The organism is Curtobacterium sp. ODYSSEY 48 V2 (genome assembly GCF_023712625.1).
Lineage (GTDB): Bacteria > Actinomycetota > Actinomycetes > Actinomycetales > Microbacteriaceae > Curtobacterium.
The window spans coordinates 75,379-101,775 of record NZ_JAMAXX010000006.1 but is presented as its reverse complement, the minus strand read 5'-3'; the positions used below and the strand labels follow the sequence as shown (position 1 = coordinate 101,775).

The following is a 26,397-nucleotide window of genomic DNA, read 5'->3' as shown; positions in this document are numbered from 1 at the left end:
CACCGACGGGTGTCGCGGAAGTGGGTGCGGCGTGGCGTGTCGCACCCACTTCGCGGGGGCTCTGCGGAGGGGGTGTCAGCCGTTCGTCGAGGCGGTCGACGAGGTGTCCGTGAAGACGTAGACCGATCCGGAGAGCGACCAGGACTGCGACTCCATCGGGGGCGCGTCGTCCTCCTCCTCGCTCGCGGCCGCGATGCCGGAGACCAGGAAGAGCCGCGACCCGGACTGCATCGCCTTCGTGAACGCGAGCGCCTGGTCGTACGACCCCTGCACCGCCACCGTCACGGGGACGAGCGAGAAGTTCGCGTCGGTGACCGCAGGGTCGGTCGCCGGCTGCGCCGAGGGCACGTCCTCGTCGGTGCTCGAGGTCGCGGCCGCGGACGGCGCCGCGTTTGCCGTCTTCTCCGCCGTGGGCTCGGTGGCGGGGGCGTAGGCGGTGGCGTCCCCGATGGTGACGTTCGTGACCTGGACGCCGGCCGCGGCGGCGTTCGCGTCGATCTGCCGGACGAAGGACTCGCTGTCCGTCGTCGACGGCACCGATGCCCGGAGCTGCGCCAGTTCGGCCTTCGTGGCGTCGAGTCCGGCGAACGCCGCGGCGAGCCGCGTGAGCTCCGCACGGTTCTTGTCGTTCGTCGCGTCGATGGTGCTCTGCTGCGCCTGGTTCGACGACGCCGCCGCGAGTTGCGGCTGCACACCGAGGAACCAGCCCCCGGCCAGGACGACCGCGCAGACCACGAGCGCGATCACGAGGGACAGGTGGTGCTTCGTCATCGGTCGGCGTCCTTCTCGTACTTGCCGTCGTAGGCCCGCGCATCGAGTTCGAGCTCGATCACGGAGGTGTACTCGCCGCGGTCCTCGTCGTACGAGATCGACGAGATCGACGAGTCCAGGTAGCCGGTGGTCCCGGACAGGCGCGAGGTCCAGTCCGGGACGGACGGGATCGTCGTCGACCGGGCGGTCAGCGTGAGGGTGGCGACCCTCGGCGTGCGTCCTGCGTCCGCCGGCTGCCCGAACGGCTCCGTCACGGTCGCGGACGCGATGGTCATCCCGCTGATCGCGAGGTCTGCCGGCAGGACGTCCCGGATGCCGCCGAGCGTGCCGTCCCAGTCGACCTCCGTCGACCCGCCGACGGCGCGGGCGGAGTCGAGGAGGTCGGTGTCGCGTTCTGCCGCACGCAGTTCCGCGTACCGCTGCTGCTGGGCGAGGAGCGTCGTGGTCTCACCCTGCGCCGCGGTCAGCGCCGCCGCCGTGGCCATCTGGTGCGCCATCGCCCCGCCGCTCGCGAGCACGACGGCGGCTGCCGCCACCACGACACCGAGCCAGGCGCGACGCGTGACCGCGCGCTGCCGACGCTCGACGTAGACCTCCGCGGGCAGGAGGTCGACGCGGGGCGTGCGCCCCGCGGTCGAGTCCGCAGCCGCTCGACGGCCTGCCCGACCCCGACGACCCTGCGTCGCGTCCGTGCGTTCCTCTGTGCTGGTCATGCTGCCTTGCTCCCCACCGCGAGTCCGTACGCGACCGCCACCGAGTCGCCGTGCGCGAGGACGTCCTCCTCGCGCACCGCCCGCCCGAAGCCCGCACCGCGGAATGCGGAGGGGGTCGAGACCGGCAGGTGTGTCGTGTCGGCGAGTGCCTCGCGCAGCCCGATGAGCTGCGCGCCGCCGCCCACGAGGGCGATCCCGGCGACGACCTCGTCCGGACGGGTGTTGACGTAGTAGTTGATGGTGTTGCGGAGGCTCGTCACGAGTTCGTTCACCGTGTCGAACACCGCCGCGACGGCGCGGACGTCGTCCGGCGTGCGGGCCCCCGGTCCGATGCCGAAGTGCCGCTTCACCGCCTCGGCCTGGGCGAAGGGGATGTCGAGTCGACCGGCGAGCGACCGGGTGATGTCGTCCCCGCCGGACGGGATGATCCGCACGAACTGCGGCACGCCGTCCGTGGCGAGCACGACGCTCGTGGTGTCCGCACCGACCTGGATGATCGCGATGGTGCCGTGCTGCGCCTGCGTCGGGCTCAGGACCCGGGTGAGCGCGAACGGGATGAGGTCGACACCGACGGGGTTGAGGCCCGCGAGCCGCACGGCGCGCACGTTGGCGAGCACGGCGTCCTTGATCGCCGCGACCAGGAGTCCCTTGATCACCGGACCGGTCTCGTCGACACCCTCGCTGACCGGGTAGAAGTCGAGGATCGCGTCCCCCACCGGCACCGGCAGCATGTCCTGCACGTGGAAGGGGAGGCTCTCGCGGATCTGCGCGAGCGGAGCGTGCGGCACGGTGAGGTCACGCGAGAGGACCCGCTGGTTGCCCATGCCGAGGACGACGTCGCGCGACCGGAACCTGCCGACCGACCAGAGCTGCCGCAGCGCGGCCCCAACCGTGTTCGGCTCGAGCACCTCGCCGCGGCTGACCGCACCCTCGGGTGTCGGCACCTCGGCGACCCGGAGGACGACGGGGCGGTCACGGTCGGCGTCCCCGACCTCGACCGCGCGGATCGACGACGCGGCGATGTCGACGCCGACGATGCTCTTTCCCATGGTGCTGCTTTCGTTGAGGGTCAGGAGAGGCCGAGGAGCCCGAGGTAGGCCGACCAGAGGGGTGCGCCGAGGACGATGCCGATCCAGGCGCCGACGAGCATCGACGGCCCGAAGGGGACTCCGCTGCCCATCCGTGCGCGACCGACGGCGACGAGTGCGATCGCGACCGTACCGCCGACGAGGAAGCCGCCGAAAGCTCCCACTGCGAGGGGTCCCCATCCGAGGTACGCGAGCACGAGGCCGAGGACCACGGCGAGCTTGACGTCGCCGAGCCCCATCCCCCCGGGGACCGCGAGCGCCAGGACCAGGTACGCACCACCGAGCACGACGGCGCCGAGGAGACCGCGCAGCAGGGCGCCCCAGTCCCCGGACACCGCGGACACCGCGCCGAGGAGCACCAGCAGCACGACGGCAGCCGGGTAGACGACGGCGTTCGGCAGCCGGTGCGTGTCGAGGTCGATCAGCGAGAGCGCGACGCTCACCGCCATCAGGAACAGCAGGGCGGCGAGCATCACGGTCCGACCGAGGGCCTCGCCGACGGTGGTGGCGCCGAGCGGCTGGGGGACGACGAGGGCGACGAGCACGAACAGGACCGCGGTCGCGCCCTCGACCGCGGGGTAGCGGGCCGAGATGGGAGCGGCGCAGTCGCGGCACCGCGCGCGCAGCAGCAGCCACGAGAGGACCGGGACGTTGTCCCGTCTGCGGATCGGGTGGTCGCACCGCGGGCACGCGCTCGCCGGCGCGACGACGGAGATCCCGGCGGGGACACGGTGCACGACGACGTTGAGGAAGGAGCCGATCGCCAGACCGAGCACACCGGCCAGGGCGGCAAGGACCCAGGCGGCGCTCACCGGCAGGCTCCCGTGCTCGTCCTCGCGCACGCACCGTCGACCTGGTACGCGGACTGCACCTCGACCTGTGTCGTCACGCCGTACGAGGTCGAGACGGGCTGCAGGAACTTCGGCGGGGCGGTGGTGAGCAGCCGCTGGTCGTACACGTAGTTCTTCGAGAACCCGGTGTTCCCGGTGGTCGCGACCGGTCCGCGCCAGTTCTGCGCTATGGAGCCGACGACTTTGAGCACGCCGAGCTTCGGTCCGACGTCGTAGTTCTGGTTCCAGAACGTCCCGGCGTTGCTGGCGATGGCACCGCTGATGGTGATGCCGTCCCCGGTCGAGCGGTTCAGCAGGGCGATCCCCGAGTTGTTGCAGGCGGTGCCGTCGGACGCGTAGGAGGTGCACTTGGTCGGGTTGTACACCTCGACCGCGTTCTGGCCGACGAGGCCGAGGATGTCGGTGGTGGGGTCGTCGTACGTCACGCTGCCGGTCGCCCAGATCGTGCCCGACGAGGCGATCGTCATCGCGCCGGCGAACGGGCCACTGACGAAGACGTCGCCGGCGGTGCACGAGTAGGTGTCCGGCGCGGAACCGGCCTGCGTCGTGTTGTTGCGGCCGGCGCTGCGGCCGTTCACCCACTCCCCTGCGGCCGGGTAGCCCATGCCGTTGCTGAACGGCTGGTTCGCCTTCGTCGTCGCCCGGCCGTTCGCCCCGACCGTGACCGTCGTCGTGCAGTAGGTGTTGGTGTACTTCGACGGGAAGGTCCCCGACCAGGTGTTCACGTTGTTCGTCGCCGACGGGACGTCCTGCACGTACACGAGGTTCGCGGGCAGCGTGGGGATCGTCGCGCCGCCCTGGCTCTGCAGGGCGTCGATCGACCCGCAGAGCGACGCTGCCTTCGCGGTGTCCGCGCTCGCGGACACCTCGCCGGACTGGCTGTCCACCCGGATCTGCGTCGCCTTCGACCACGGCGACCAGACCGTCATCTTGCCGCCTCCGAGGAAGGCCACCCGGGTCGGGCCCGTGTACAGGCAGCCGGGACGCGGGACGGTGGCGGGGATGTCGACGCGGGTCTCCTGGGACATGTTCGAGTTCAGCGCCGGAAGCCCCAGGTACGGCACGGGTGACGGGTCACCACCGAGGAACTGGCCGCTGCAGGTCCCGCTGGACGGACGCACCCGCGTGTCGTGCTGCTCGACGCTGCCGTTGAAGGTCGTCGCGCACGCCGCCGTGAAGACGTCGTTCGTCCGGATCGGGCCGTTGAGGACGTCGGTCCCGGCGAACTGCACGGCCTGGCACCTGTTCGACACGCCTCCCTGCCACTGGTAGGCGGTCGTGCAGTCACTGCCGGAGATCGACGGACTCGACGACTCGTAGTTCGTGAAGTACAGGTAGTTGATGAAGCCGTCGCCCTTGAGGTTCGCCACGAGCGACCGGACGCTCCCGCCGGACTTCCCCGTGACGCGGACCCGGAGCACGCCCTTCGACGAGTAGTCGGCGTTGTCGACCTCGTACCGGAAGAACTGGTCCGTGGAGCCCACGACGGACGCCCACTGCGAGCCGCTGCTGGTGAAGGCGGTGTTCTTGTCGTCGCCGGTGAACGTCGACCCGCTCGTCTTGCTGAACTGTGCTGCCGCGTTGCCGTAGAGCGCGTAGCCGTTGTCGTTGGACAGCTTCGACTGGTAGTCGGCCAGGCCGGCGTACGCCGCGGCCATGGCGTTCTGGAAGTTCCGGTCCGTCGCCGACTTCACCGCCCCCGAGGTGGACACCGCGACCATCGTCGCGACGAGCATGAGCATGACCGTGCCGAAGATCACGACGTTCGCCAGGGCCATGCCCCGTTCGTCCCCGTGCGCGCGGCGGAGGGCAGCGCTGATCCGGCCGATCACGGTGTCGCTCCGGAGTTCGTGCCGTACGCCACGTTGAAGAGGTACAGCGTGTTCTGGATGTGGGTGTTGCCCGGGGTGTCCGCCGTGGGGGCTCCGAGCTCGAGGTTCACGCGGACGGCGCGGACCGCTCCGAGCTGCGTCGTGGCCAGGGAACCGTCGGCGAGGGTCGGCAGCGGAGTCCCGTTCGCACCGAGGTAGGTGAAGAGCGGGTCGCCGTCCCCGGTCGGGGAGGACACCGCTCCGCCGAGGACGGTCGAGGTGGTGGGCGGCTGCGTCGGTGCGGGGAAGGTCGTGAAGCCCTTCGTCGTGGTGCCCGTCCACCGGTCGAGCACGATGCCCTTCGCCCCGTTGAGCGAGTACCGCACCTGCACCGGGACGTCGGTTGCGTTGCCGTCGAGGTTCACGAAGGCGGTGAACGTCATCCTCGAACCGTCGGCCTGGGTCACCGCGGACGCGTAGGTGCCGTCCGCCTTCGGCAGCAGGCTCGCCGCGTGCACGTAGCGGGTGAGCGAGTTCATCACGACCGACGCCGATCGCGCGTTCTGGTCGGACCGGGTGTTCGTCGACCCGGCACGCAGCGTCGCGGTGAAGAAGCCCCCGACCGCGACGAGGATCACCATCGAGATGCTCATCGCGACGATGAGTTCCATGAGCCCGACGCCGTCGTCCTCGTGCCGGAAGCGACGGAGCACCCGCATCACGAGGTCTGCCCGCGCGGGTCGAGGGTGAGCGTGTTGTCGTAGCTGATGACGATGAGCGCGGTCTTCCTGTTGACCGTCCCGGGCGTGACCGGCGCGACGTTGGAGGCGTTCGTGGCGATCTCGTTGCGCGACGTCGACCCGAACGTCGTGCCGGACGAGATGGTCCACGTGCCGAAGGGCAGGGCGATGGTGGCGGTGTCCGCGGACGACACCGGGAACTTCATCGTCATGCCCGCTGCGCAGCCCGGATCGCCCGGACCGGGGTTCGCGGAGGAGACCGCGGTGACGTAGCGCCCCTTGACGCCCTTGACCGTCGCGACACCCATGCGCACGGAACCGCTCGAGGGCTCACCCGCGCTCGTCGTGATCACGTCGAGGGTGGCTCCGACCGCTCCGTCCGCGTTGGGCGTGGTCCACGCGGCGGGGCTCGGGCTGAGGCAGTTGACCCTGGCGTTCGGGCTGTTCGAGTAGGGGCCGGCGTAGGCCGTGTACCCGGAGGTGAAGGGGAAGACCGGGAGCGAGGGCGTCGAGGTCGAGGTGATCGCGAGCGTCGTGCTCGTCGTGTCCCAGGGCGTCACCGTGTCGAGCCCGCCGCCGGTGCTCGAGAGCACGGTGGGCATGTTCGTGGGGAGCGTCGCCCCGTAGGACTGCGCGTACCCGAGCGTCAGTCGGCTCGCGCGGTCGTAGACGAACGGGACGGGGGCGCTCGCGCCGGCGGCAACGGTGATCGGGGTCTGCTGGGAGGGCTGCTTCTGGTCGGTGTCGATGCCGTCCGCGACGCTGGCGGTGACGGTGTAGTCACCCGGCGCCACGTTCACCGCGTACGAGCAGCCCTGGGAGTCGGTCGGCAGCGGGGAGGTGCTCGGTGCGACGGCGCCGCTGCCCGAGATCGGCGTCAACGAGACGGTCACGCCGGCGAACGGCGCACCGGACGCGTTCGCGACCGAGACGATCACGGTGCCGTAGCCCGGGTCCGTGACGGCGTCGCTCGGGGCGATCGCCGAGGTCATCGACGTGGAGGACGTACCGCCGCGGGCGTTCGGCCAGGACACCGTCGCGACGACGCTCTTGTACGCGAGCTTGCCGTTCGAGGTGCCGCACGCACCGCTCGCACCGTCGCTCTGCACCCACCGCACCGACCGGTCGATCTGGTAGGTCACGCCGCCGAGGGTCTTCGTGTTGACCGCCCCGTCCTTGCTGATGACCTTGAAGATGCCGGCGGTCGTCGCGGCGGCCGTCTGCCGCATCGAGTCGATGTCCTGCGAGGCGAGCGCCACCGCGGTCTCGCGGCCACGGCTCGTCTGGGTGAGCTGGAGGGTGTTCGCGATGCCGTAGGCGATCCCGACGCTCATCACGGCGAAGACCATCATGGCGACCATGACCTCGATGACCGAGAGGCCCGCCTCACGGGTCGTCGGGTCGACCGGGCGCAGGGCGCGCTGCAGGGTGCGGATCACGGTCACCTCCTCGGCGGTGGTCGGAACGATGATGGGGTGACCCGTCTACAGACCGGTCACCCCATCGGGGTCGCACTACACGCAGTTGCCGGCCTTGGTGGCCGCCGTGGTGTCGGTGATGGTGAAGGAGGTCTTCGTGTCGCCACTCGCGCAGATCGAGAACGACGTGCCGGTAGCGGCGGGCGTGTAAACGAACTTGGTCCCATCGCTCCTCGTGTACCCGTACGGCGACATGGTCGGGACGTCCTTGAACTCGGCGTCCGTCGGGAGCTTCCCGTTCTTGTCCGTCTGGAACGCGATGACCGCGGTCTTCGCGTTCGCCAGGTCGGACTTCACCGTCGCGTCCTTCGCGTTGTTCTGCACGTTCAGGTACACCGGGATGGCGATCGCGGCGAGGATGCCGATGATGATCACGACGACCAGGAGTTCGATGAGCGTGAAGCCCTTCTCCTTGTCCTCGAGGAGGCCCTTGCGGCGAGCGTCGAGCTTGCCCATGAGAGCGAAGTACATGGTGGTTCCGTTCTTCTCGGGAATGCGATGGGGGTTGTGCCGCAGACTGCTCCGCCGCCGCTGGCAAGCGTATTGACGGCACTTTCCGGGCATAATCCCGAGAACGGGGGTGATCCGTGCTGCGAAATGCCCCCAGTACCGGGGGTGCGGAATTCCTGACCGACCCCCGAACGGAGGGCGTGCGCCGTCGAGTTACTTGACGAGCGAGGAGATCTGGAAGATCGGCAGGTAGAGCGCGACGATCATGCCGCCGACCACGACGCCGAGGAATGCGATGAGCAACGGCTCGATGAGCGACGTCAGGGATTCCGTGGTCGATTCCACCTCGGAGTCGTAGAAGATTGCGATCTTCTCCAGCATGACCTCGAGCGAACCGGCGTCCTCGCCCACCGCGATCATCTGCGCGACCATCGGCGGGAAGACGTTCTCCTTTGCCAGCGGCTCGGCGATCGATTCGCCTTTCCGGACGCTTTCCGCGACCCGGTCGAGCGCTTTCTGCACGACGAAGTTGTTGGATACTTCTCCCACGATCTTCAATGCCTGCAGGATGGGGACGCCGGCCCCGATCATGTTCGAGAAGTTCCGGGCGAACCGGGCGATGACGATCTTCTTCGTCAACTGCCCGAACACCGGCATCCGCAGCAGGATCGGGTCCCGGAACGCCCGGAAGCGGTCCGTGTTCTTGTTCCCCCGGTACCAGAGCCACCCGACGACGACGAGTACCGCCAGGATCGGTCCGGCCCAGCGCATCGCGTGCGAGAGCTGCACGAGGATCCGGGTCGGCAACGGCAGCTGCCCACCGAGCGACGCGAACATGTCCTGGAAGATCGGCACGATGAAGACGAGCATGACGACGACTGCCAGCAGCGACATCACGAGCACCACGACCGGGTAGGTCATGGCCGACTTGATCGTCGACCGGAGCTTGTGCTCCTTCTCGAAGTTCGTCGCGATCGAGTCCATCGCCTGGTCGAGGAATCCGCCGGTCTCCCCCGCGCGGATCATGTTGATCATGATCGGCGGGAAGTCGACCGGGTACTTCGCGACGGCGTCCGAGAACGAGACGCCGCGCTCGACGTCGTCCCGCACCTTGCCGAGGATCTCCTTGAGCTTCTTGTTCTCGGTCTGGCCCGCCAGGATCGTCAGCGCACGCAGGAGCGAGAGCCCGGACGAGAGCATCGTCGAGGCCTGGCGCGACATGATCGCGAGGTCCTTGAGCCCGACGCCCTTCTCGAGCCCCGGGATCTTGATCTCGGTCTGCAGCCCGGTGCCGGGCTTCGCCTCGGTGATGGCGATCGGCGAGACGCCCATGCCGCGCAGGCGCTGGACGACCGCGCCCTCCGACGCGGCGTCGAGCCGACCCTTGACGAGCTTGCCGGCGCCGTCGCGGCCCCGGTAGTCGAACGCGAGCGACATCAGTGGCCTCCGGAGTACTTGTCGCCGAAGTCGATCTCGGATGCGGCGATCGCGGCGGCGGACGAGTCGGAGGGCGACTCGACGCGCTGGACGAGCCGGTCGAAGCCGTCCTCGTCGTGCACCTTCTCCATCGCCGCAGCCCGGGTGACGGTGCCGACGTTGACCAGCTCGGCCAGGTCCTGGTCCATCGTGTGCATCCCGGCGTCTCGGCCGGCCTGCATCGCCGAGGTGATCTGGTACGTCTTGCCCTCGCGCACCAGGTTCGCGATCGCCGGCGTCGTCCGCATGATCTCGGTGGCGACGACCCGGCCGGTGCCGTTCGCCTTCGGCACGAGCGTCTGGCAGACGACACCCTCGAGTGTCGCCGCGAGCTGCGTTCGGATCTGCCCCTGCTGGTGCGGCGGGAACACGTCGATGACGCGGTCGATGGTGCCCGGAGCGCTCTGCGTGTGGAGCGTCGCGAAGACGAGGTGGCCGGTCTCGGCCGCGGTGAGCGCGACGGAGATGGTCTCGAGGTCGCGGAGCTCACCGATCAGGATGACGTCGGGGTCCTGCCGCAGCACGTGCTTCAGCGCGGCGGCGAACGAGTGCGTGTCCGCCCCGACCTCGCGCTGGTTGATGATCGCCTTCTTGTGGTCGTGCATGAACTCGATCGGGTCCTCGACCGTCACGATGTGGTCGGCCCGGGTCTCGTTGACCAGGTCGATGAGCGCGGCGAGGGTCGTCGACTTGCCGGAACCGGTCGGCCCGGTGACGAGCACGAGGCCGCGGGGCAGCTTCGCGAACTCCCCCACGTGCTCCGGGATGCCGAGCTGCTTGAGCGTCTTGATCTTCGTCGGGATGATGCGGAAGGCCGCGCCCCAGTTGCCGCGCTGCTGGTAGTAGTTCACGCGGAAGCGGAACTCCGGCGACAGGGAGTACGCGAAGTCGAGTTCCTGCTCGTGGTCGAACTGCCCGGCCTGCTCGGGGCTCAACAGGGTCTTCAGTGCGGCGATCACCTTGTTGCGTGCCCAGGGTCCCCCGGGGACCGCGGGCCGCAGGGAGCCGTCGACCCGCACGGTGGGCGGGGCGTCGGCGGTGACGTGGAGGTCCGAGGCGCCCTGGTACACGACCTGCGAGAGCGCCGTGATGAGGTCGGCGTCGGCGACCTCGCGCGCGTGGCGCGTGAAGCCGATCTCGGGGTGCGAGCCGGCGTCGACGGCGCGGCCCTGCGTCGTGGTGGTGACGGCCTGGAGGCTCGTAATCGGTACCGCGGGCGCCACCGGCAGGTGCTCGGTCACCGTCTCGGCGTAGCCGTACGCGGCCGTCGACGCGGGGACGGCCGCCGGGGGCGTGGCCGGCGCGGCCTGCGGCTGCGCGACCGGGACGGCGACGGGGTCGCCGGCGGGCGGCGGCCACGAGGATCCGCTGGAGGTCGCAGCCGCGGACGAGCCGCCCCACGCCGCCGGTGCGCCCCACGCGGGCTCGGTCGACAGGTCGTACACGGCACTGCTCGACGTCGGCACGGGCGAGCGGTCGCTCGACGACGCCGAGGGTGCCGACGCCGCAGCGGCCGCAGCAGCGGCAGCGAGCCGCGCAGCCCGACGACCGCCGACCTCGTTGCCCGGCTGTCCGGGGTGCCATCCGGCGACGGGGTCGTCGCCGGCCTCGATGTCGTACACCGATTCGTTCATCGTCCTCGTGCTCCCGGGACTACGCGACCACGCGCAGGATCTCGTCGACGCTGGTCATGCCGAGCTTGACCTTCTCCCACCCGTCCTGTCGGAGGGTGAGCATGCCCTGCTGCTGGGCGACGCGGCTGATCTCGGCGCTCGAGGCCCGCGCGACGGCGAGCCGCTCGATCTCCTCGGAGACGGTCATGACCTCGTGCAGGGCGATCCGGCCGCGGTAGCCGGTGTTCGAGCAGACGGCACAGCCGATCGGCGCGAAGAACTCCGGCACGGCCGCGTCCGCACGGTCGAGGAACCCGAGCGCGTGCAGCTGCTCGGCCTCGTACACCGCCGGGGCCTTGCACCGGTCGCAGAGCCGGCGGGCCAGACGCTGGGCGACCACCGAATCGAGTGCGGAGCCGACCAGGAAGGGCTCGATGTCCATCTCGGTCAGACGGGTGACGGCCGACGGTGCGTCGTTGGTGTGCAGCGTCGAGAGCACCAGGTGACCGGTGAGCGAGGCCTCGATCGCGATCTGCGCCGTCTCGTGGTCGCGGATCTCACCGAGGAGCACCACGTCGGGGTCGGAGCGCAGGATCGAGCGCAGCGCGGACGCGAACGTCAGCCCGGCCTTCGGGTTCACCTGCACCTGGTTGATGCCGGCCATCCGGTACTCGACCGGGTCCTCGACCGTGATGACGTTGATCTCGGGCTTCGCGACGGCGTTCAGCGTCGTGTACAGCGTGGTCGACTTGCCCGAACCGGTGGGTCCGGTGACCAGGATCATGCCGTACGGCTTCGAGTAGGACCGCTGGTACGCCTGGAAGTTCTGCTCGAGCAGGTTGAGGTCCTTGAGCGTCAGCGACGTGTTCGTGTTGTCGAGGATCCGCATGACGACCTTCTCGCCCCACACGGTCGGCAGCGTCGCCACACGCAGGTCGATCTGCCGACCGCCGTGGCGCACCGACATGCGGCCGTCCTGCGGCTTCCGACGCTCGGCGATGTCGATGTCGCTCATGATCTTGAGCCGGCTGATGACACCGTTCTGGATGTTCTTCGGCGCCGGGGCCATCTCGTGCAGCACGCCGTCGATGCGGTATCGCACCCGGACCTCGTGCTCGCCCGGCTCGATGTGGATGTCGGACGCGTGGTCCTGGATGGCCTGCGACACGAGCAGGTTCACGAAGCGGACGATCGGCACGTCGTCGAGCGCGCCGTCGGTCAGGTCCACCTGCTGCTGGGTCGGGGCGGCCGACTGGTCCTCGAACGACGAGGTCAGGTCGTTGAGCTCGTCGTCGGCGCGCAGGTACCGGTCGAGGGCGCTCACCAGGTCGCGCTCGTCGACCTGCAGCGGCTTGATCGAGCGACCGGAGGCGGTGCGGGCGTCGTCGATGGCGAGCACGTTCGAGGGGTTCACCATCGCCAGCACGAGCGTCTCGCCCTCGAACCCGACACCGAGCACACCGTGCCGACGGCAGAGCGCCGCGGGCAGCATCGACACCGCCGTGCCGTCGACCGGGTAGTCGGTCAGCGGGACGGTGTGCGCGTTGTTCGAGGCCGCACGCGCGGTGATGTACTGCGCCTCGCTCACCACGCCCTGGTCGACCAGGGTGCGGATCGAGCGCTCGTCGATCGCTTCGTCCCCCGTCATCGAGTCGAGGTGTTCGATCGGCAGTGCGCCGTTGAGGATGAGGATCTCGGAGAGCGTGGCCATGTGTCCCGGAGCCTCCTTCGGGTCGAGACCGGGTCGTGGGGATGCGTCCCGCAGCGGTGCGGCGCCCGTCCACGCTATTGCCGCGGTGCGCGGCGACCGCAGTCCCACAACGAGGGGGCGACGGGGTGGCGGGTGTCCCCAGTGCAGGGGTACCCGCCGGTACTGGGTGGTCCGGACGATGATCGACACGGGTCGATGCTCCGTCGCGAGCGTGCTCGCGGGGTGGGCGGTCCGGCGATCGGTGGAGCACTCGGTCGAGACCCCGGGCTGTGCAGGAACGGACGCGACGGGGTCCACGCGCGGCCGCCGCCCGCACCGCCCCACGACGAAGTCCTCGACGTGCGGCGCCGCCCCGGGCCATGATGAGCCATGGACATCACGAGCGTGACCGTGGGCCTCCCCGTCTCCGACATCGAGGCGTCCTGCCTCTGGTACGGCGCCGTGTTCCAGCGTGCGGACCCCGACCTGGAGCCCGAGGACGGCGTCGTCGAGTACGAGATCGGCGGCATCTGGCTGCAGCTGTACCTCGACGCGGACGCCGAACGGCGTCCGGCGACCGTCCGGTTCGGTGTCGACGACGTCCGGTCCCAGCACGCCCGCATCGGGTCGCTCGGCATCGACGTCGGCCCGGTCGAGTGCGTCGACGGTGCCGTCGACTGGTTCGACGTCCGCGACCCCGACGGCAACGTCCTCAGCCTGTACTCGCTGGTCGACGAGAAGGGCCGCACGGCCTGAGACGCGACCGCGCGCCGGCCTGGAGGCGCGTGGCGGGCTCGCCACGAGCCTCCAGGCCGGCAGCACGCCGCTGACCGGCCACGCGCCGGCAACGAGGAAGGCCCCCGCATCCGAGGATGCGGGGGCCTTCCGGGTTCAGCTCAGGCTCAGTTGTAGGTCCCGGGCGTGAAGTCGTCCGACGAGAAGCTGTCGAAGTCGACGAAGCTCAGGTCGGCGTCCGAGAACGAGGAGTCGTCGGCGAAGATGCGGTTGGGGTACCGCTCCGCCTTGGCTTCCTCGGTCGCGGCGACGTCCACGTCACGGTACCGGCTGAGGCCCGTCCCGGCGGGGATGAGCTTACCGATGATGACGTTCTCCTTGAGACCGACGAGGTGGTCCTGCTTGCCCTCCATGGCCGCCTGCGTGAGGACGCGGGTGGTCTCCTGGAAGGACGCGGCGGACAGCCACGACTCGGTCGCGAGGGACGCCTTCGTGATGCCCATGACCTCCTGGCGAGCCGAGGCGGTCTTACGACCCTCCTGCAGCGCCGCACGGTTCAGCGCGTTGTAGCGCGACCGGTCGACGAGCTCGCCCGGCAGCAGGTCGGTGTCGCCGTGGTCGACGACGGTGACCTTGCGGAGCATCTGGCGGACGATGACCTCGATGTGCTTGTCGTGGATCGGCACGCCCTGCGAGCCGTACACGTCCTGCACACCGTTGACGAGGTGCTTCTGGACCTCGCGCACACCCTTGACCCGGAGGACCTCCTTCGGGTCCACCGTGCCGGCGATGAACTGCTCGCCGAGCTCGACGTGCTGGCCGTCCTCGATGAGGAGGGTCGCACGCTTGAGCACCGGGTAGATGAACGGCTCGTCGCCGTTGTCCGGCGTGAGGATGATCCGACGACCCTTGTCCGTGTCCTCGATCGTGACGCGGCCGGGGGCCTCGGCGATCGGGGACGCGCCCTTCGGGGTGCGCGCCTCGAAGAGCTCGGTCACGCGGGGCAGACCCTGCGTGATGTCGTCGGCCGAGGCCGAACCACCCGTGTGGAAGGTACGCATCGTCAGCTGGGTACCGGGCTCACCGATGGACTGGGCGGCGATGATGCCGACCGCCTCGCCGATGTCGACGAGGTTGCCCGTGGCGAGCGAACGGCCGTAGCACTTCGCGCAGACACCGACGGCCGACTCACAGGTCAGGACCGAGCGCACCTTGATGCTCTCGACACCCGCCTCGAGCAGCGTGTCCAGCAGGACGTCACCGACATCCGAACCGGCCTCGGCGACGACCGTGCCCTTCGCGTCCGCTGCCTCGGTGGCCAGCGTGCGCGAGTAGACGGTGTTCTCGACGCGCGGGTCGCGGACGAGGGCGCCGTCGGCACCCACGGTCGCGATCGGCAGCTCGAGGCCACGGGTCGTCCCGCAGTCGTCCTCACGGATGATGACGTCCTGCGACACGTCGACGAGACGACGGGTCAGGTAGCCCGAGTCGGCGGTACGGAGAGCCGTGTCCGCCAGACCCTTGCGGGCACCGTGCGTGGCGATGAAGTACTCCGCCACGGTCAGGCCCTCGCGGTACGAGTTGATGATCGGGCGGGCGATGATCTCACCCTTCGGGTTGTTCACCAGACCACGCATACCGGCGATGTTGCGCACCTGCAGCCAGTTACCACGAGCACCCGACGAGACCATGCGGTTGATGGTGTTGTCGACCGGGAAGTTGTCGCGCATCTCCTGCGCGATCTCGTTCGTGGCCTCGGTCCAGATCTTGATCAGGTCGGCGCGGCGCTCCGCGTCGGTGATCAGACCCTTGTCGAACTCGCCCTGGACCTTGGCGGCCTGGACCTCGTAGCCCGCGATGATCTCCTTCTTGCGAGGAGGCGTCACGACGTCCGACAGCGCCACGGTCACACCGGAGCGCGTGCCCCAGTAGAAGCCCGCGTCCTTGATCCGGTCCAGCGCAGCGGCCGTCTCGGTCTTGGAGTAGCGCTCGGCGAGGTCGTTGACGATCGCGGAGAGGGTGCCCTTGTCGGTGACGCGCTGGACGAACGGGTAGTCCGCCGGCAGCGTCTCGTTGAAGAGCGCACGGCCCAGGGTGGTCTCGAGGAGGATCGGCTGACCGACCTCGTAGCCCTCCGGCGCCTCGCCCTCGGCGAAGTGGACACCCGACATGCGGATCTTCACCATCGCGTTGAGGTGCAGCGTGTTCTGGTCCTTGGCCAGGATCGCCTCGGCGACCGACGAGAACGCACGGCCCTCGCCGAGCGCGCCCTCACGGACGGTCGTCAGGTGGTGCAGACCGATGATCATGTCCTGTGCGGGCAGGGTCACCGGACGGCCGTCCGACGGCTTGAGGATGTTGTTCGAGGCGAGCATCAGGATGCGGGCCTCGGCCTGGGCCTCGACCGACAGCGGCAGGTGCACGGCCATCTGGTCACCGTCGAAGTCCGCGTTGAACGCAGCACACACGAGCGGGTGGAGCTGGATGGCCTTGCCCTCGACGAGCTGCGGCTCGAACGCCTGGATGCCCAGACGGTGCAGCGTCGGCGCACGGTTCAGCAGGACGGGGCGCTCGCGGATGATCTCCTCGAGCACGTCCCACACCTGCGGACGCGAACGCTCGACCATGCGCTTGGCCGACTTGATGTTCTGCGCGTGCGACAGGTCGATCAGGCGCTTGATGACGAACGGCTTGAACAGCTCGAGCGCCATCTGCTTCGGCAGACCGCACTGGTGCAGCTTGAGCTGCGGGCCGACGATGATGACCGAACGACCCGAGTAGTCGACGCGCTTGCCGAGCAGGTTCTGGCGGAAACGACCCTGCTTTCCCTTGAGCATGTCGCTCAGGGACTTCAGGGCGCGGTTGCCGGTACCCGTGACGGGACGACCACGACGACCGTTGTCGAACAGCGCGTCGACCGCTTCCTGCAGCATGCGCTTCTCGTTGTTCACGATGATCTCGGGGGCACCGAGGTCGAGCAGGCGGCGGAGACGGTTGTTGCGGTTGATCACACGACGGTAGAGGTCGTTGAGGTCCGACGTGGCGAAGCGGCCACCGTCGAGCTGCACCATCGGGCGCAGCTCCGGCGGGATGACCGGCACGACGTCGAGCACCATCGCGGCCGGCGAGTTGCCGGTGGCGAGGAAGGAGCTGACGACGCGCAGGCGCTTGATCGCGCGGATCTTCTTCTGACCCTTGCCCTCGGCGATCTGCAGGCGCAGCGACTCGGCCTCGGCGGCCAGGTCGAAGGCCTCGAGCCGCAGCTTGATCGCCTCGGCGCCCATGTAGGCGTCGAAGTAGATCCCGAAGCGGTCCTGCAGCTCGTGGAACACGGCGTCCTCGGGCTTGAGGTCGCCGACCTTGAGGTTGCGGAAGTCCTCCCACACGCGCTCGAGGCGGGTGATGTCCTCGTCGAAGGACTTGCGGACCTGGGACATCTCCTTCTCGGCGGTGTCCTTGGTCCGGCGCTTCACGTCGGCCTTGGCGCCCTCTTCCTCGAGCGCTGCGAGGTCGTCCTCGAGCTTCTTGAGGCGGTCGGCGATGATCGAGTCGCGCTGACCCTCGAGGTTCTTGATCTCGAGGCGCATCTCGTTCTCGAGACCGGGCATGTCGGCGTGACGGCCCTCTTCATCGATGTCGATGATCATGTACGCCGCGAAGTAGATGACCTTCTCGAGGTCCTTCGGCGCCATGTCGAGGAGGTACCCGAGGCGCGACGGGACGCCCTTGAAGTACCAGATGTGCGTGACGGGGGCGGCGAGCTCGATGTGGCCCATGCGCTCACGACGGACCGAGGACTTGGTGACCTCGACGCCGCAGCGCTCGCAGACGATGCCCTTGAAGCGGACACGCTTGTACTTGCCGCAGGCGCACTCCCAGTCGCGGGACGGACCGAAGATCTGCTCGCCGAACAGACCGTCCTTCTCGGGCTTCAGGGTGCGGTAGTTGATGGTCTCCGGCTTCTTGACCTCGCCGTACGACCACTGACGGATGTCCTCGGCGGTCGCGAGGCCGATCCGGATGGCGTCAAATGACGTTGCTTCGAGCAATGTTCTTCTCTCTTGCTGAGTTCGAAACGTGTTCGGTACGGGCCGGCTCAGATGTCGTCGACGGACGACGACTCGAACCGCGAGGAGATGTTGATGCCGAGCTCTTCAGCGGCACGGAAGACCTCGTCGTCCGTGTCGCGGAGGCTGACCGCCTGGCCGTCCGCCGAGAGGACCTCGACGTTCAGGCAGAGCGACTGCATCTCCTTCATGAGGACCTTGAACGACTCGGGGATGCCGGGTTCCTGGATGTTCTCGCCCTTGACGATCGCCTCGTAGACCTTCACGCGGCCGAGGATGTCGTCGGACTTGATCGTCAGGAGCTCCTGGAGGGCGTAGGCGGCGCCGTACGCTTCGAGCGCCCACACCTCCATCTCACCGAACCGCTGTCCACCGAACTGCGCCTTACCACCCAGCGGCTGCTGCGTGATCATCGAGTACGGACCGGTCGAACGGGCGTGGATCTTGTCGTCGACCAGGTGGTGCAGCTTGAGGATGTACATGTAGCCGACCGAGACGGGCTCCGGGAACGGCTCGCCGGAGCGGCCGTCGAAGAGCTGCGCCTTGCCGGAGGAACCGATCAGGCGCTCGCCGTCGCGGTTCGGGAGCGTGCTGTCGAGGAGCCCCTCGATCTCGCGCTCGTACGCACCGTCGAACACCGGGGTGGCAACCTTCGTGCCGGGCGCCGCGCTGTGCGCTGCCTCCGGCAGGGCGGATGCCCACTCCTGGATGCCCTCGACGTTCCAGCCCTGCTTCGCGAGCCACCCGAGGTGGATCTCGAGGACCTGGCCGAAGTTCATGCGGCCGGGGACGCCGAGCGGGTTGAGCACGATGTCGACCGGGGTGCCGTCCGCGAGGAACGGCATGTCCTCGACCGGCAGGATCGTCGAGATGACGCCCTTGTTGCCGTGACGACCGGCGAGCTTGTCACCCGCGGTGATCTTGCGCTTCTGGGCGATGTAGACGACCACGCGCTGGTTGACACCCGAGCCGAGCTCGTCGTCGCCGTCCTGCGCGTCGAAGACCTTGACGCCGATGATCGTGCCCTCTTCACCGTGGGGCACCTTCAGCGAGGTGTCGCGCACCTCGCGCGACTTCTCGTTGAAGATCGCGCGGAGCAGGCGCTCCTCGGCGGAGAGCTCGGTCTCGCCCTTCGGCGTGACCTTGCCGACCAGGATGTCGCCGGGGCGGACCTCGGCACCGATGCGGATGATGCCGCGCTCGTCGAGGTCGGCCAGGAGGTCCGGGCTGACGTTCGGGAGGTCGCGGGTGATCTCCTCCTTGCCGAGCTTCGTGTCGCGGGCGTCGACCTCGTACTCCTCGATGTGGATCGAGGAGAGCGTGTCGTCCTTCACGAGGTTCTGCGACAGGATCATCGCGTCCTCGTAGTTGTAGCCCTCCCACGGCATGAACGCGACGAGGAGGTTCTTGCCGAGCGCGAGCTCGCCGTTCTCCGTCGCGGGGCCGTCGGCGATGACCTCGCCCTGCTCCACGCGCTCGCCTGCGGAGACGATGACGCGGTGGTTGTAGCTCGTGCCCTGGTTCGAGCGGTCGAACTTGCGCAGGTAGTAGGTCTGCGTGCCGCCCTCGTCGAGCTGCAGGGTCACGGCGTCGGCCGAGACCTCGGAGACGACACCCGCCTTGTCGGCGGTGACGACGTCACCGGCGTCGATGGCGGTGTAGCCCTCCATGCCGGTGCCGACGAGCGGCGACTCGGAACGGAGCAGCGGCACGGCCTGACGCTGCATGTTCGCACCCATGAGGGCGCGGTTCGCGTCGTCGTGCTCGAGGAACGGGATGAGCGAGGTCGCGACCGACACCATCTGGCGCGGCGAGACGTCCATGTAGTCGACCTCGTCCTTGCCGACGAGCTCGACCTCGCCGCCCTTCTTCCGGACGAGCACCTTGTCGTCCTGGAAGTGGAAGTCGTCGGTCAGCGGCGCGTTGGCCTGGGCGACGACGAAGTCGTCCTCCTCCGATGCCGTGAGGTAGTCGATGGTCGTGGTGACCTGACCGTTCACGACGCGGCGGTACGGCGTCTCGATGAAGCCGAAGGAGTTGATCCGACCGAACGACGCGAGCGAGCCGATCAGACCGATGTTCGGGCCTTCCGGGGTCTCGATCGGGCACATGCGGCCGTAGTGCGACGGGTGGACGTCGCGGACCTCGACGCCGGCACGCTCACGGGACAGACCGCCCGGGCCGAGGGCCGACAGGCGACGCTTGTGCGTCAGACCCGCGAGCGGGTTGTTCTGGTCCATGAACTGCGACAGCTGCGAGGTGCCGAAGAACTCCTTGATCGCGGCGACGACGGGTCGCACGTTGATCAGGGTCTGCGGGGTGATCGCCTCGATGTCCTGCGTGGTCATGCGCTCGCGGACGACGCGCTCCATGCGGGACAGACCGGTGCGGACCTGGTTCTGGATGAGCTCGCCGACGGCGCGGATGCGACGGTTGCCGAAGTGGTCGATGTCGTCCACGTCGAGCCGGAGCTGGACGGGCTCGCCGTCACGGACACCGTCGAGCGTCGTCTTCTCGGCGTGCAGCGAGACGAGGTACTTGATGGTGCGGACGATGTCCTGCACGGTCAGCACCGAGTCCGAGAGCTGCGCGTCGATGCCGAGCTTGCGGTTCAGCTTGTAGCGACCCACCTTGGCGAGGTCGTAGCGCTTCGAGTTGAAGTAGAAGTTGTCGAGGAGCGCACGCGCGGCCTCGGCGGCGACCTGCTCGCCCGGACGCAGCTTGCGGTAGATGTCCTTGAGCGCCTCTTCCTTGGTGAGGACGGCGTCCTTCTCGAGGGTCGACTCGATCGAGGCGAAGCCCTGGAACTCCTCCATGATCTCCTCGCTCGTCAGGCCGAGGGCCTTGAGGAAGACGGTCACGGACTGCTTGCGCTTGCGGTCGATGCGCACGCCCACCTGGTCGCGCTTGTCGATCTCGAACTCGAGCCACGCACCACGCGACGGGATCACGCGGGCGGAGTAGATGTCCTTGTCGGAGGTCTTCTCCTGCTGGCGCTCGAAGTAGACGCCCGGCGAGCGGACGAGCTGCGAGACGACGACGCGCTCGGTGCCGTTGATGATGAACGTGCCGCGCTCGGTCATGAGCGGGAAGTCGCCCATGAAGACGGTCTGCGTCTTGATCTCACCGGTCATGTGGTTCATGAACTCGGCGTTGACGTACAGCGGCGCGGCGTAGGTCTTGCCACGCTCCTTGCACTCGTCGATGGAGTACTTCGGGTCCTCGAGCTCCGGGGACGTGAACGAGAGCTGCATGGTCTCGCCGAGGTCCTCGATCGGGGAGATCTCCTCGAAGATCTCCTCGAGGCCGGAGTGCAGCGCGAGGTCGGTGCGACCCTGCTCCTGTCCTTCGGCGAGGCGGGCCTTCCAGACGTCGTTGCCGACGAGCCAGTCGAAGCTCTCCGTCTGGAGGGCGAGCAGATCCGGCACCGTGAGGGTGTCCGTGATCTTGGCGAACGAGAGTCGCGAGTGGTTGCGACCGTTCTTGGGGTTGGTGGATGCGTTGGGCGCAGCAGCCAAGGGTGTGACCTCCGGTAGGCCCCGTCGGGCCGGTACTGACGAGCAGCACGTAGGTGAGTGGATTGATCGCTCGGCGCGACCCCGGGACCACCGACACGGAACGCACGACGGCAACGACCGTCGAGGACCTGTGGGATGATCGGTGAGCGGGTCCCGCCGCCATATACGGGACCGGCTGCACCAGGGCGCGTGTTCGACCGCAATATGACGACACACGAATGCCAGGGAGCGCGAACTGTCATCATAGGTCGCCCTGGCGCGCGCTGTCCAGTCCTGGCTTGACCGGATTCGGCGATGGCGTGTATAAGCACACCGGCCGCCCCGGGATTCCCGCAGCGCGGCCCGGATCAGTCCTCGAGCGCGTGCAGCAGCTCCTCCGGGTGCTCGGTCCGGACGAAGGTCACCCGCCCCCGGTCGTCCGTGATCCGCACGCCGCGGCCCGGCGTGAGGATGAGCGCCCGCACCCCGCGACCGAGCCGCAGGCCCACCCCGCCGAAGGTGCGCGCGTCCGCGTCGGCCACCGTCACGTCGGCGATGCGTCCCCGCGCGATCCGCCGCGTCGGCAGCGGCCGGAAGTGCAGGACGACGGCGGCGTCGGTCACCGCGATGCCGGTCCGGGCGAGCAGCAGCAGGGCACCGGCCACGAGTGCGACCACGCCCGGCAGCAGCAGCGCGACCTCCGGTGCGTCCCCCGGCCAACCGAGGACGGCCGCGGTCAGCGCGCCCCCGCCGAGCAGCAGCACGGCGCCGACCACGCGCATCCACCGGGGAGCGCGCTCACCGTCGACGGCCACCGGCCGGGAGGCGCGGTGCGGCCGGGCGGACCGGCGACCGTCCGCCGCGGCGGAGCCGGTCCGGCTGCGTGGCACGCCGGCCGGGCGCCGGGCGGGACGGAGGGTGGGGATGCTCAGGGTGTCGGTCATCGCGGGTCTCCTGCGGGAGTCGTGTTCCTGCCGCGGGCGCCCGGGTCGTCGGACGGCGCACGCGTGGTGCCGTGCGCCGTCGCACGCGGGAGGGCGGCGAGCCTCGGGTGGGGGTGCGGGGCGCGCCGACGACGTGCGGGGCACCCGGGCGCGGTGGGGGTCGCGCGGGGTCGTGCCGGTCCACGTCGCGGTCACCCGGACCGGCGGAACACCACGGCCTCGGCCGCACGGTGCTCGACACCGGTCGGGTGACGACGACGAGAACGGTACGTCGTGTCCCTTGACGTCGGCTGGTCGTGCGGAGAGCGGAGGCTCCGCGGTGGTGTTCCATGGGAGGCATGGCTGATGCGTTCGACGGGTTCCGGATCGGTGCGGGCTGGGCGTCGGTGGAGCCGGACCGGCACCGCCCCGGGTCCTTCACGCTCGTGGTGGACGGCACGCCGCAGTCGCACGTCGACCTCGAGGACCCGACGCACCTGGCGTTCGAGTACATCCGGCGCATCGGACACGCGATCGACCTCCTGCCGGAGGGACCGATCACGGCGCTGCACCTCGGTGCGGGTGCACTGACCCTGCCCCGGTACGTCGCCGTCACCCGCCCGGGCTCGCGGCAGCAGGTCGTGGAGCTGGAGCGGGACCTCGTCGAGCACGTGCGCGAGGTGCTCCCGTTCCCCCGCGGCGCCTCGATCCGGGTCCGCTACGGCGACGCCCGCGAGGTGCTCGGCAAGCTGCCGGCCGGCCTCCGCGGCACGGTGGACCTGGCGGTCGTCGACGTGTTCGGCGGCTCGCAGATCCCCGCGCACGTGACGAGCGTCGAGTTCTACCGCTCCGTCGCCGAGTTCCTCTCGCCCACGGGGATCGTCGCCGTGAACGTGGCGGACGGGGCCGGTCTGGCCTTCGCACGCGGGCAGGCATCGACGCTGCAGGCCGTCCTGCCGTCGGTCGCGGCCGTCGCCGACACCGGCATGCTCAAGGGGCGGCGGTTCGGCAACATCGTGCTGCTCGGGTCGCGGACCGACCTCCCCGTGGCGGACATGCCCCGGCGCTACTCGTCCGACCCGATGCCGGCGAAGGTGGTGCACGGGCAGGAGCTCCGTGCCTTCACGGCCGGCGCGCCCATCGTCACCGACGCGACCGCGGTCGCGTCCCCCGAACCGAACCGCAGCGTCTTCGGCGGCTGAGCCCGCGGTCGCGTCCCGACCACACGCCGGACGGGAGGCCCGGTGCCGGTCCGGTGCCGGGCCTCCCGGCCGTGGGACGGGTACAGGAGCGCCGAGTCCCCCTGAACACGTCGGGCATCCGGCTGCCAGGATGGGGGACAACGACCGCGCGACCGCGCGACCGACCGAGGGAGTCCCCTGATGACGAACGACGACCGGAGCAACGAGGACCGGACGGGCGACGGCGACGCGCCGGTCTGGGGCAGTGCGCCGCAGCGCGACCAGCGCGACCAGCACGACGCACCCCGCTACGGCGAGCGCGTGGACCCGGCACCGGGATCGGCGCCGCAGTACGGCGAGCAGCACCAGGGCCAGCAGCAGTACGGCGAGCGCGACCAGTACGGGCAGCAGCAGCAGTACGGCGAGCGCGACCAGCACGGACAGCAGCAGTACGGCCAGCCGCAGCACGGCGAGCACGACCAGCACGACCAGCACGGTCGGTACGACCAGCGCGACGGCCGTCACGAGTCCCCGACGTGGGGCGAGCACCAGGGGTCGCACCAGCCCTACGCGGCGTCCTCGGCGCCGGCGAGTGCAGGCAGCCCGGCGTGGCAGTCCTCCGAGGAGACGAAGCCGGCGAAGAAGAAGAAGACCGTCGGCCTCGTGGCGTTCGCGCTCGGGGTCCTGTCGCTCGTGCTCGGCGTCGTCGGCGGTGCCGTGCTGGGCGCCGCGTTCGCGGGCAACGCCGCACTCGAGCAGATCGCGCGCGACGGCGGCGGATCGGTGCAGCAGCAGGAACAGCTGCAGCAGCAGCTCATGAACGACCCGTCCGCGATGAGCCAGCTCGGCGGCGGGGCGATCATCATCCTCATCGCAGCCGTCCTCGGCCTGTGGGCCCTGGTGCAGGGCATCATCGCGGCGGTCGCGGGCCGGGGTCGCGTCTGGGGTGTCCTCGCGATCATCCTCGCCGTCGTCGCCACCTTCGCGACGTTCATCGCGGTCAGCATCGCCGCGGCTGCCGCGGTCACCGGCGGCAACTGATCCACGAGTACCACCGACGGCCCGTCCCGCTGCAGCGGGGCGGGCCGTTCCGCGTCCCGGACCGGTCCGCGTTCTCGGACCCCCCGTGCGCGTGGCACCGCCCGCTCACGGGAGCCCGCGGTTACCCTCGAACCGATGTCCCTCCCGCCTGACGACAGCCAGCAACCCGACCGCGCTCGGGAACCCCGTCACGCCGCGCCGGGCGAATCCGCCCCGGTCACCGCGGGTGTGAGCCCGGGGAGCACCTTCGCGCCGATCAGCCTGCGGCCGGCCGTCGACGCCGACGCCGTGCAGCAGCGGCTGCGCGACCTCGGGCAGAGCCGGAGCACCGAGGCCCTGGCGGAGCGGGCCGAGCTCCTCCGCCTGCTCGGCCGGCTCGACGAGTCGCTCGTCGTCGCGGAGGAGGTCTTCCGGCTGACGATGTTCACCGGTGAGCGGTCGGACAAGGTCGCCGCGCGCATCCGCCGTGCGCACGTGCTGCACGACCTGGGACGCCACGAGCGCGCCGCGACCGAGGCCGCGATGGCGCGCGACACCGCCCGGACCGAGGAGTGGCCGGAGCTCGAGGGCGCCGCCGCCGAGCTCGAGGGCTGGTCGCTGTTCGAGCTGTCACGGTTCGACGAGGCCCGGTCGGCGCTCTCGCGTGCCTACCAGGCCTTCCGGCAGGCGGGGGCTCCGTCGGAGCGCACCGAGGCGCTCCGCACCGCGGTCGAGGCCGCGCTCCGGGCCTCGGTGGCGCAGCCGAAGGCCCCCGAGGAGAAGCCCCGCACCGCCCGCGAGGTCGCCGCGCGCCGTGCCGAGGACGACGAGCCGCAGACGACCCGCGTCGCCGAACCGGTGAAGCAGGTCCCGCCGGTCCGTCGCCGTGTGCTCGGAGCACCCGACGCCGCACGCACCGACGCCGACGACATCTGGGGTCGGATCGCGGCGAAGGCGGCGCAGAAGGGTCAGGCGCCGCGCGACGAGCCCACCGACGACCTGCGGGACCCCGGCGCACGGTGACGACGCAGCCCGCAGCGGCGACGCAGCCCGCGGCGACGCTCGAGCGGGTCCGTGCACGAGCCGAGCACCTGCTGGCGGTGCACCTCGGCCCGGGCGGGTGGACGTTCGCGTTCGACCACGCCAGGACCCGCGCGGGGCAGTGCGACTTCGGCCGCCGACGCATCACGGTGAGCCGGCACATCGTCACCCGGGTGTCGGACGACGACGTGGACCAGGTCCTGCTGCACGAGGTCGCGCACGCGCTCGCCGGTCCCCGTGCCGGTCACGGTCCCGTCTGGCGACGCACCGCGGCGGACATCGGGTACACCGGCTCCCGCCTGTACGACGGGCCCGTCGCGTCGGAGCTCGCGCCGTGGGTCGGCACCTGCCCCGCGGGCCACGAGCACTTCCGCTACCGGACACCGACGCGCCCCCTGGCCTGCGCCCGGTGCGCGCGACGCTTCGACGGCCGGAACCTCATCACCTGGGAGCGGCGCGCGGCTACCGCATGATCGATCCGGCACGTGGAGGCGCGCCGGGGAGCCGTTAGCCTGGGCGGATGCACACGGGGCAGCACATCCGGACGGACAGCGGGTCGTCGTGGTTCTTCGACGCCGGCCGGATCGCCCTGGACTTCGCCCACACCGGTGGGTTCGCCGACGATGCCGACGGCCGTCGCCCCCGCGCCCGGCTCGGTGAGCTCCTCGTGACGCCGGCCGACCTGGACGAGTGGCTCGGCGACCACACCGAGCCGATCGACGTCGGCGCGACGGCGCGGGAGCTGCAGGACGCCCGAGCCCTCCGCGCCGCGATCGGACGACTGGCCGTCGCTGCTGCCCCGGCCCCCGTCGGCTCGTCGGGCCCCGCCGAACGGACCGCGGTCGCGGCCGGGCTCCGCGCCGGTACCGGTCGGACCCGGCCGGCACCGGACGACATCGACACGGTGAACCTGTTCGCGGCGCTGCCGGACGTGCCCCCGAGCCTGCCCGGGGGCCGACGCCGCGCGGGTGCGAACCGGGTCCGTCTGGCCCAGGCGCTGTCGAGCGTGGCCCGCGACGCGGTGGCGCTCTTCACCGAGGTGGGCTTCGACGACGTCGCCGCGGACGGACAGGCGACCCGCCTCAGCCGGTGCTCGGCGGACGACTGCGGGCTCGTCTTCTACGACTCGTCGCGTGGCGGCACCCGCCGGTGGTGCTCGATGCAGCGGTGCGGCAACCGCGCGAAGGTCCGCGCGCACCGGGCGCGACGTGCGGCCGCCTAGGGCGCCCTGCCCGGACGACTCGTGACACGC

General features: G+C 70.0%; 20 protein-coding genes. 6 read left to right on the top strand and 14 right to left on the bottom strand.

Annotated elements, in window-relative coordinates; translation table 11 throughout:
• Positions 1–75: 75 nt before the first annotated feature.
• The 11 genes from M3666_RS10600 to M3666_RS10550 form a co-directional block, all read right to left on the bottom strand.
• Positions 76–771, bottom strand: coding sequence for a hypothetical protein (locus M3666_RS10600; RefSeq protein WP_251155195.1), 696 nt, complete (start codon positions 769–771; stop codon positions 76–78).
• A complete protein-coding gene (locus tag M3666_RS10595; protein ID WP_251155194.1) occupies positions 768–1,484 on the bottom strand; it encodes a hypothetical protein in 717 nt (238 codons plus the stop codon). The genes M3666_RS10600 and M3666_RS10595 overlap by 4 nt, the downstream gene beginning before the upstream one ends.
• Positions 1,481–2,533 (bottom strand): type IV pilus assembly protein PilM, encoded by a 1,053-nt coding sequence (gene pilM, locus M3666_RS10590; RefSeq protein WP_066657057.1) that lies wholly within the window; start codon positions 2,531–2,533, stop codon positions 1,481–1,483. The genes M3666_RS10595 and pilM overlap by 4 nt, the downstream gene beginning before the upstream one ends.
• Positions 2,534–2,553: 20 nt before the next feature.
• Positions 2,554–3,384: an A24 family peptidase gene (locus M3666_RS10585; protein WP_251155193.1), complete on the bottom strand. Its 831-nt coding sequence runs from the start codon at positions 3,382–3,384 to the stop codon at positions 2,554–2,556.
• A complete protein-coding gene (locus M3666_RS10580) occupies positions 3,381–5,201 on the bottom strand; it encodes a hypothetical protein (RefSeq protein ID WP_251155192.1) in 1,821 nt (606 codons plus the stop codon). The genes M3666_RS10585 and M3666_RS10580 overlap by 4 nt, the downstream gene beginning before the upstream one ends.
• A 50-nt stretch (positions 5,202–5,251) precedes the next feature.
• Complete coding sequence (locus M3666_RS10575; protein ID WP_144411394.1) at positions 5,252–5,956, bottom strand: type II secretion system protein J; 705 nt, start codon at positions 5,954–5,956, stop codon at positions 5,252–5,254.
• Positions 5,953–7,413 (bottom strand): hypothetical protein, encoded by a 1,461-nt coding sequence (locus M3666_RS10570; protein WP_251155191.1) that lies wholly within the window; start codon positions 7,411–7,413, stop codon positions 5,953–5,955. Before M3666_RS10570 ends, M3666_RS10575 begins: the two co-directional genes overlap by 4 nt.
• A 75-nt stretch (positions 7,414–7,488) precedes the next feature.
• On the bottom strand, positions 7,489–7,923 hold the full coding sequence (locus tag M3666_RS17090) for a prepilin-type N-terminal cleavage/methylation domain-containing protein (protein ID WP_308301848.1): 435 nt from the start codon (positions 7,921–7,923) through the stop codon (positions 7,489–7,491).
• Between the two features lie 192 nt (positions 7,924–8,115).
• The gene (locus M3666_RS10560) at positions 8,116–9,339 is read right to left on the bottom strand and encodes a type II secretion system F family protein (protein WP_081985133.1); all 1,224 of its coding nucleotides are present in this window, start codon (positions 9,337–9,339) and stop codon (positions 8,116–8,118) included.
• Positions 9,339–11,012 (bottom strand): type IV pilus twitching motility protein PilT, encoded by a 1,674-nt coding sequence (locus M3666_RS10555; protein ID WP_285841287.1) that lies wholly within the window; start codon positions 11,010–11,012, stop codon positions 9,339–9,341. The genes M3666_RS10560 and M3666_RS10555 overlap by 1 nt, the downstream gene beginning before the upstream one ends.
• Positions 11,013–11,031: 19 nt before the next feature.
• Positions 11,032–12,702 (bottom strand): GspE/PulE family protein, encoded by a 1,671-nt coding sequence (locus M3666_RS10550; RefSeq protein WP_251155190.1) that lies wholly within the window; start codon positions 12,700–12,702, stop codon positions 11,032–11,034.
• A gap of 369 nt (positions 12,703–13,071) precedes the next feature.
• Here M3666_RS10550 and M3666_RS10545 point away from each other — a divergent pair, with 369 nt between their 5' ends.
• The gene (locus M3666_RS10545) at positions 13,072–13,437 is read left to right on the top strand and encodes a VOC family protein (protein WP_058728464.1); all 366 of its coding nucleotides are present in this window, start codon (positions 13,072–13,074) and stop codon (positions 13,435–13,437) included.
• 146 nt (positions 13,438–13,583) lie between these two features.
• On the opposite strand, the gene M3666_RS10540 is transcribed toward M3666_RS10545, so the two are convergent.
• The 3 genes from M3666_RS10540 to M3666_RS10530 form a co-directional block, all read right to left on the bottom strand.
• Entirely contained in the window at positions 13,584–17,465 is a 3,882-nt protein-coding gene (locus M3666_RS10540) for a DNA-directed RNA polymerase subunit beta' (RefSeq protein ID WP_066657075.1), read from the bottom strand.
• A 47-nt stretch (positions 17,466–17,512) separates the two neighbouring features.
• Positions 17,513–21,001, bottom strand: a complete 3,489-nt coding sequence (gene rpoB, locus M3666_RS10535; protein ID WP_066657077.1) for a DNA-directed RNA polymerase subunit beta — start codon at positions 20,999–21,001, stop codon at positions 17,513–17,515.
• A gap of 347 nt (positions 21,002–21,348) precedes the next feature.
• On the bottom strand, positions 21,349–21,924 hold the full coding sequence (locus M3666_RS10530) for a hypothetical protein (RefSeq protein ID WP_066657079.1): 576 nt from the start codon (positions 21,922–21,924) through the stop codon (positions 21,349–21,351).
• A 338-nt stretch (positions 21,925–22,262) separates the two neighbouring features.
• On the opposite strand from M3666_RS10530, the gene M3666_RS10525 reads away from it, so the two are divergent.
• From M3666_RS10525 to M3666_RS10505, 5 genes are all read left to right on the top strand, one after another.
• Positions 22,263–23,105 carry a spermidine synthase gene (locus tag M3666_RS10525; RefSeq protein ID WP_066657081.1) on the top strand — a complete coding sequence of 281 codons (843 nt, stop codon included), beginning with the start codon at positions 22,263–22,265 and terminating at the stop codon, positions 23,103–23,105.
• Between the two features lie 180 nt (positions 23,106–23,285).
• Complete coding sequence (locus M3666_RS10520) at positions 23,286–24,125, top strand: DUF4064 domain-containing protein (protein ID WP_251155189.1); 840 nt, start codon at positions 23,286–23,288, stop codon at positions 24,123–24,125.
• Between the two features lie 135 nt (positions 24,126–24,260).
• On the top strand, positions 24,261–25,127 hold the full coding sequence (locus M3666_RS10515; protein ID WP_251155188.1) for a hypothetical protein: 867 nt from the start codon (positions 24,261–24,263) through the stop codon (positions 25,125–25,127).
• On the top strand, positions 25,124–25,618 hold the full coding sequence (locus tag M3666_RS10510) for a SprT-like domain-containing protein (protein ID WP_066657095.1): 495 nt from the start codon (positions 25,124–25,126) through the stop codon (positions 25,616–25,618). Before M3666_RS10515 ends, M3666_RS10510 begins: the two co-directional genes overlap by 4 nt.
• A 47-nt stretch (positions 25,619–25,665) precedes the next feature.
• On the top strand, positions 25,666–26,367 hold the full coding sequence (locus M3666_RS10505) for a CGNR zinc finger domain-containing protein (protein ID WP_066657096.1): 702 nt from the start codon (positions 25,666–25,668) through the stop codon (positions 26,365–26,367).
• Positions 26,368–26,397: the final 30 nt, after the last annotated feature.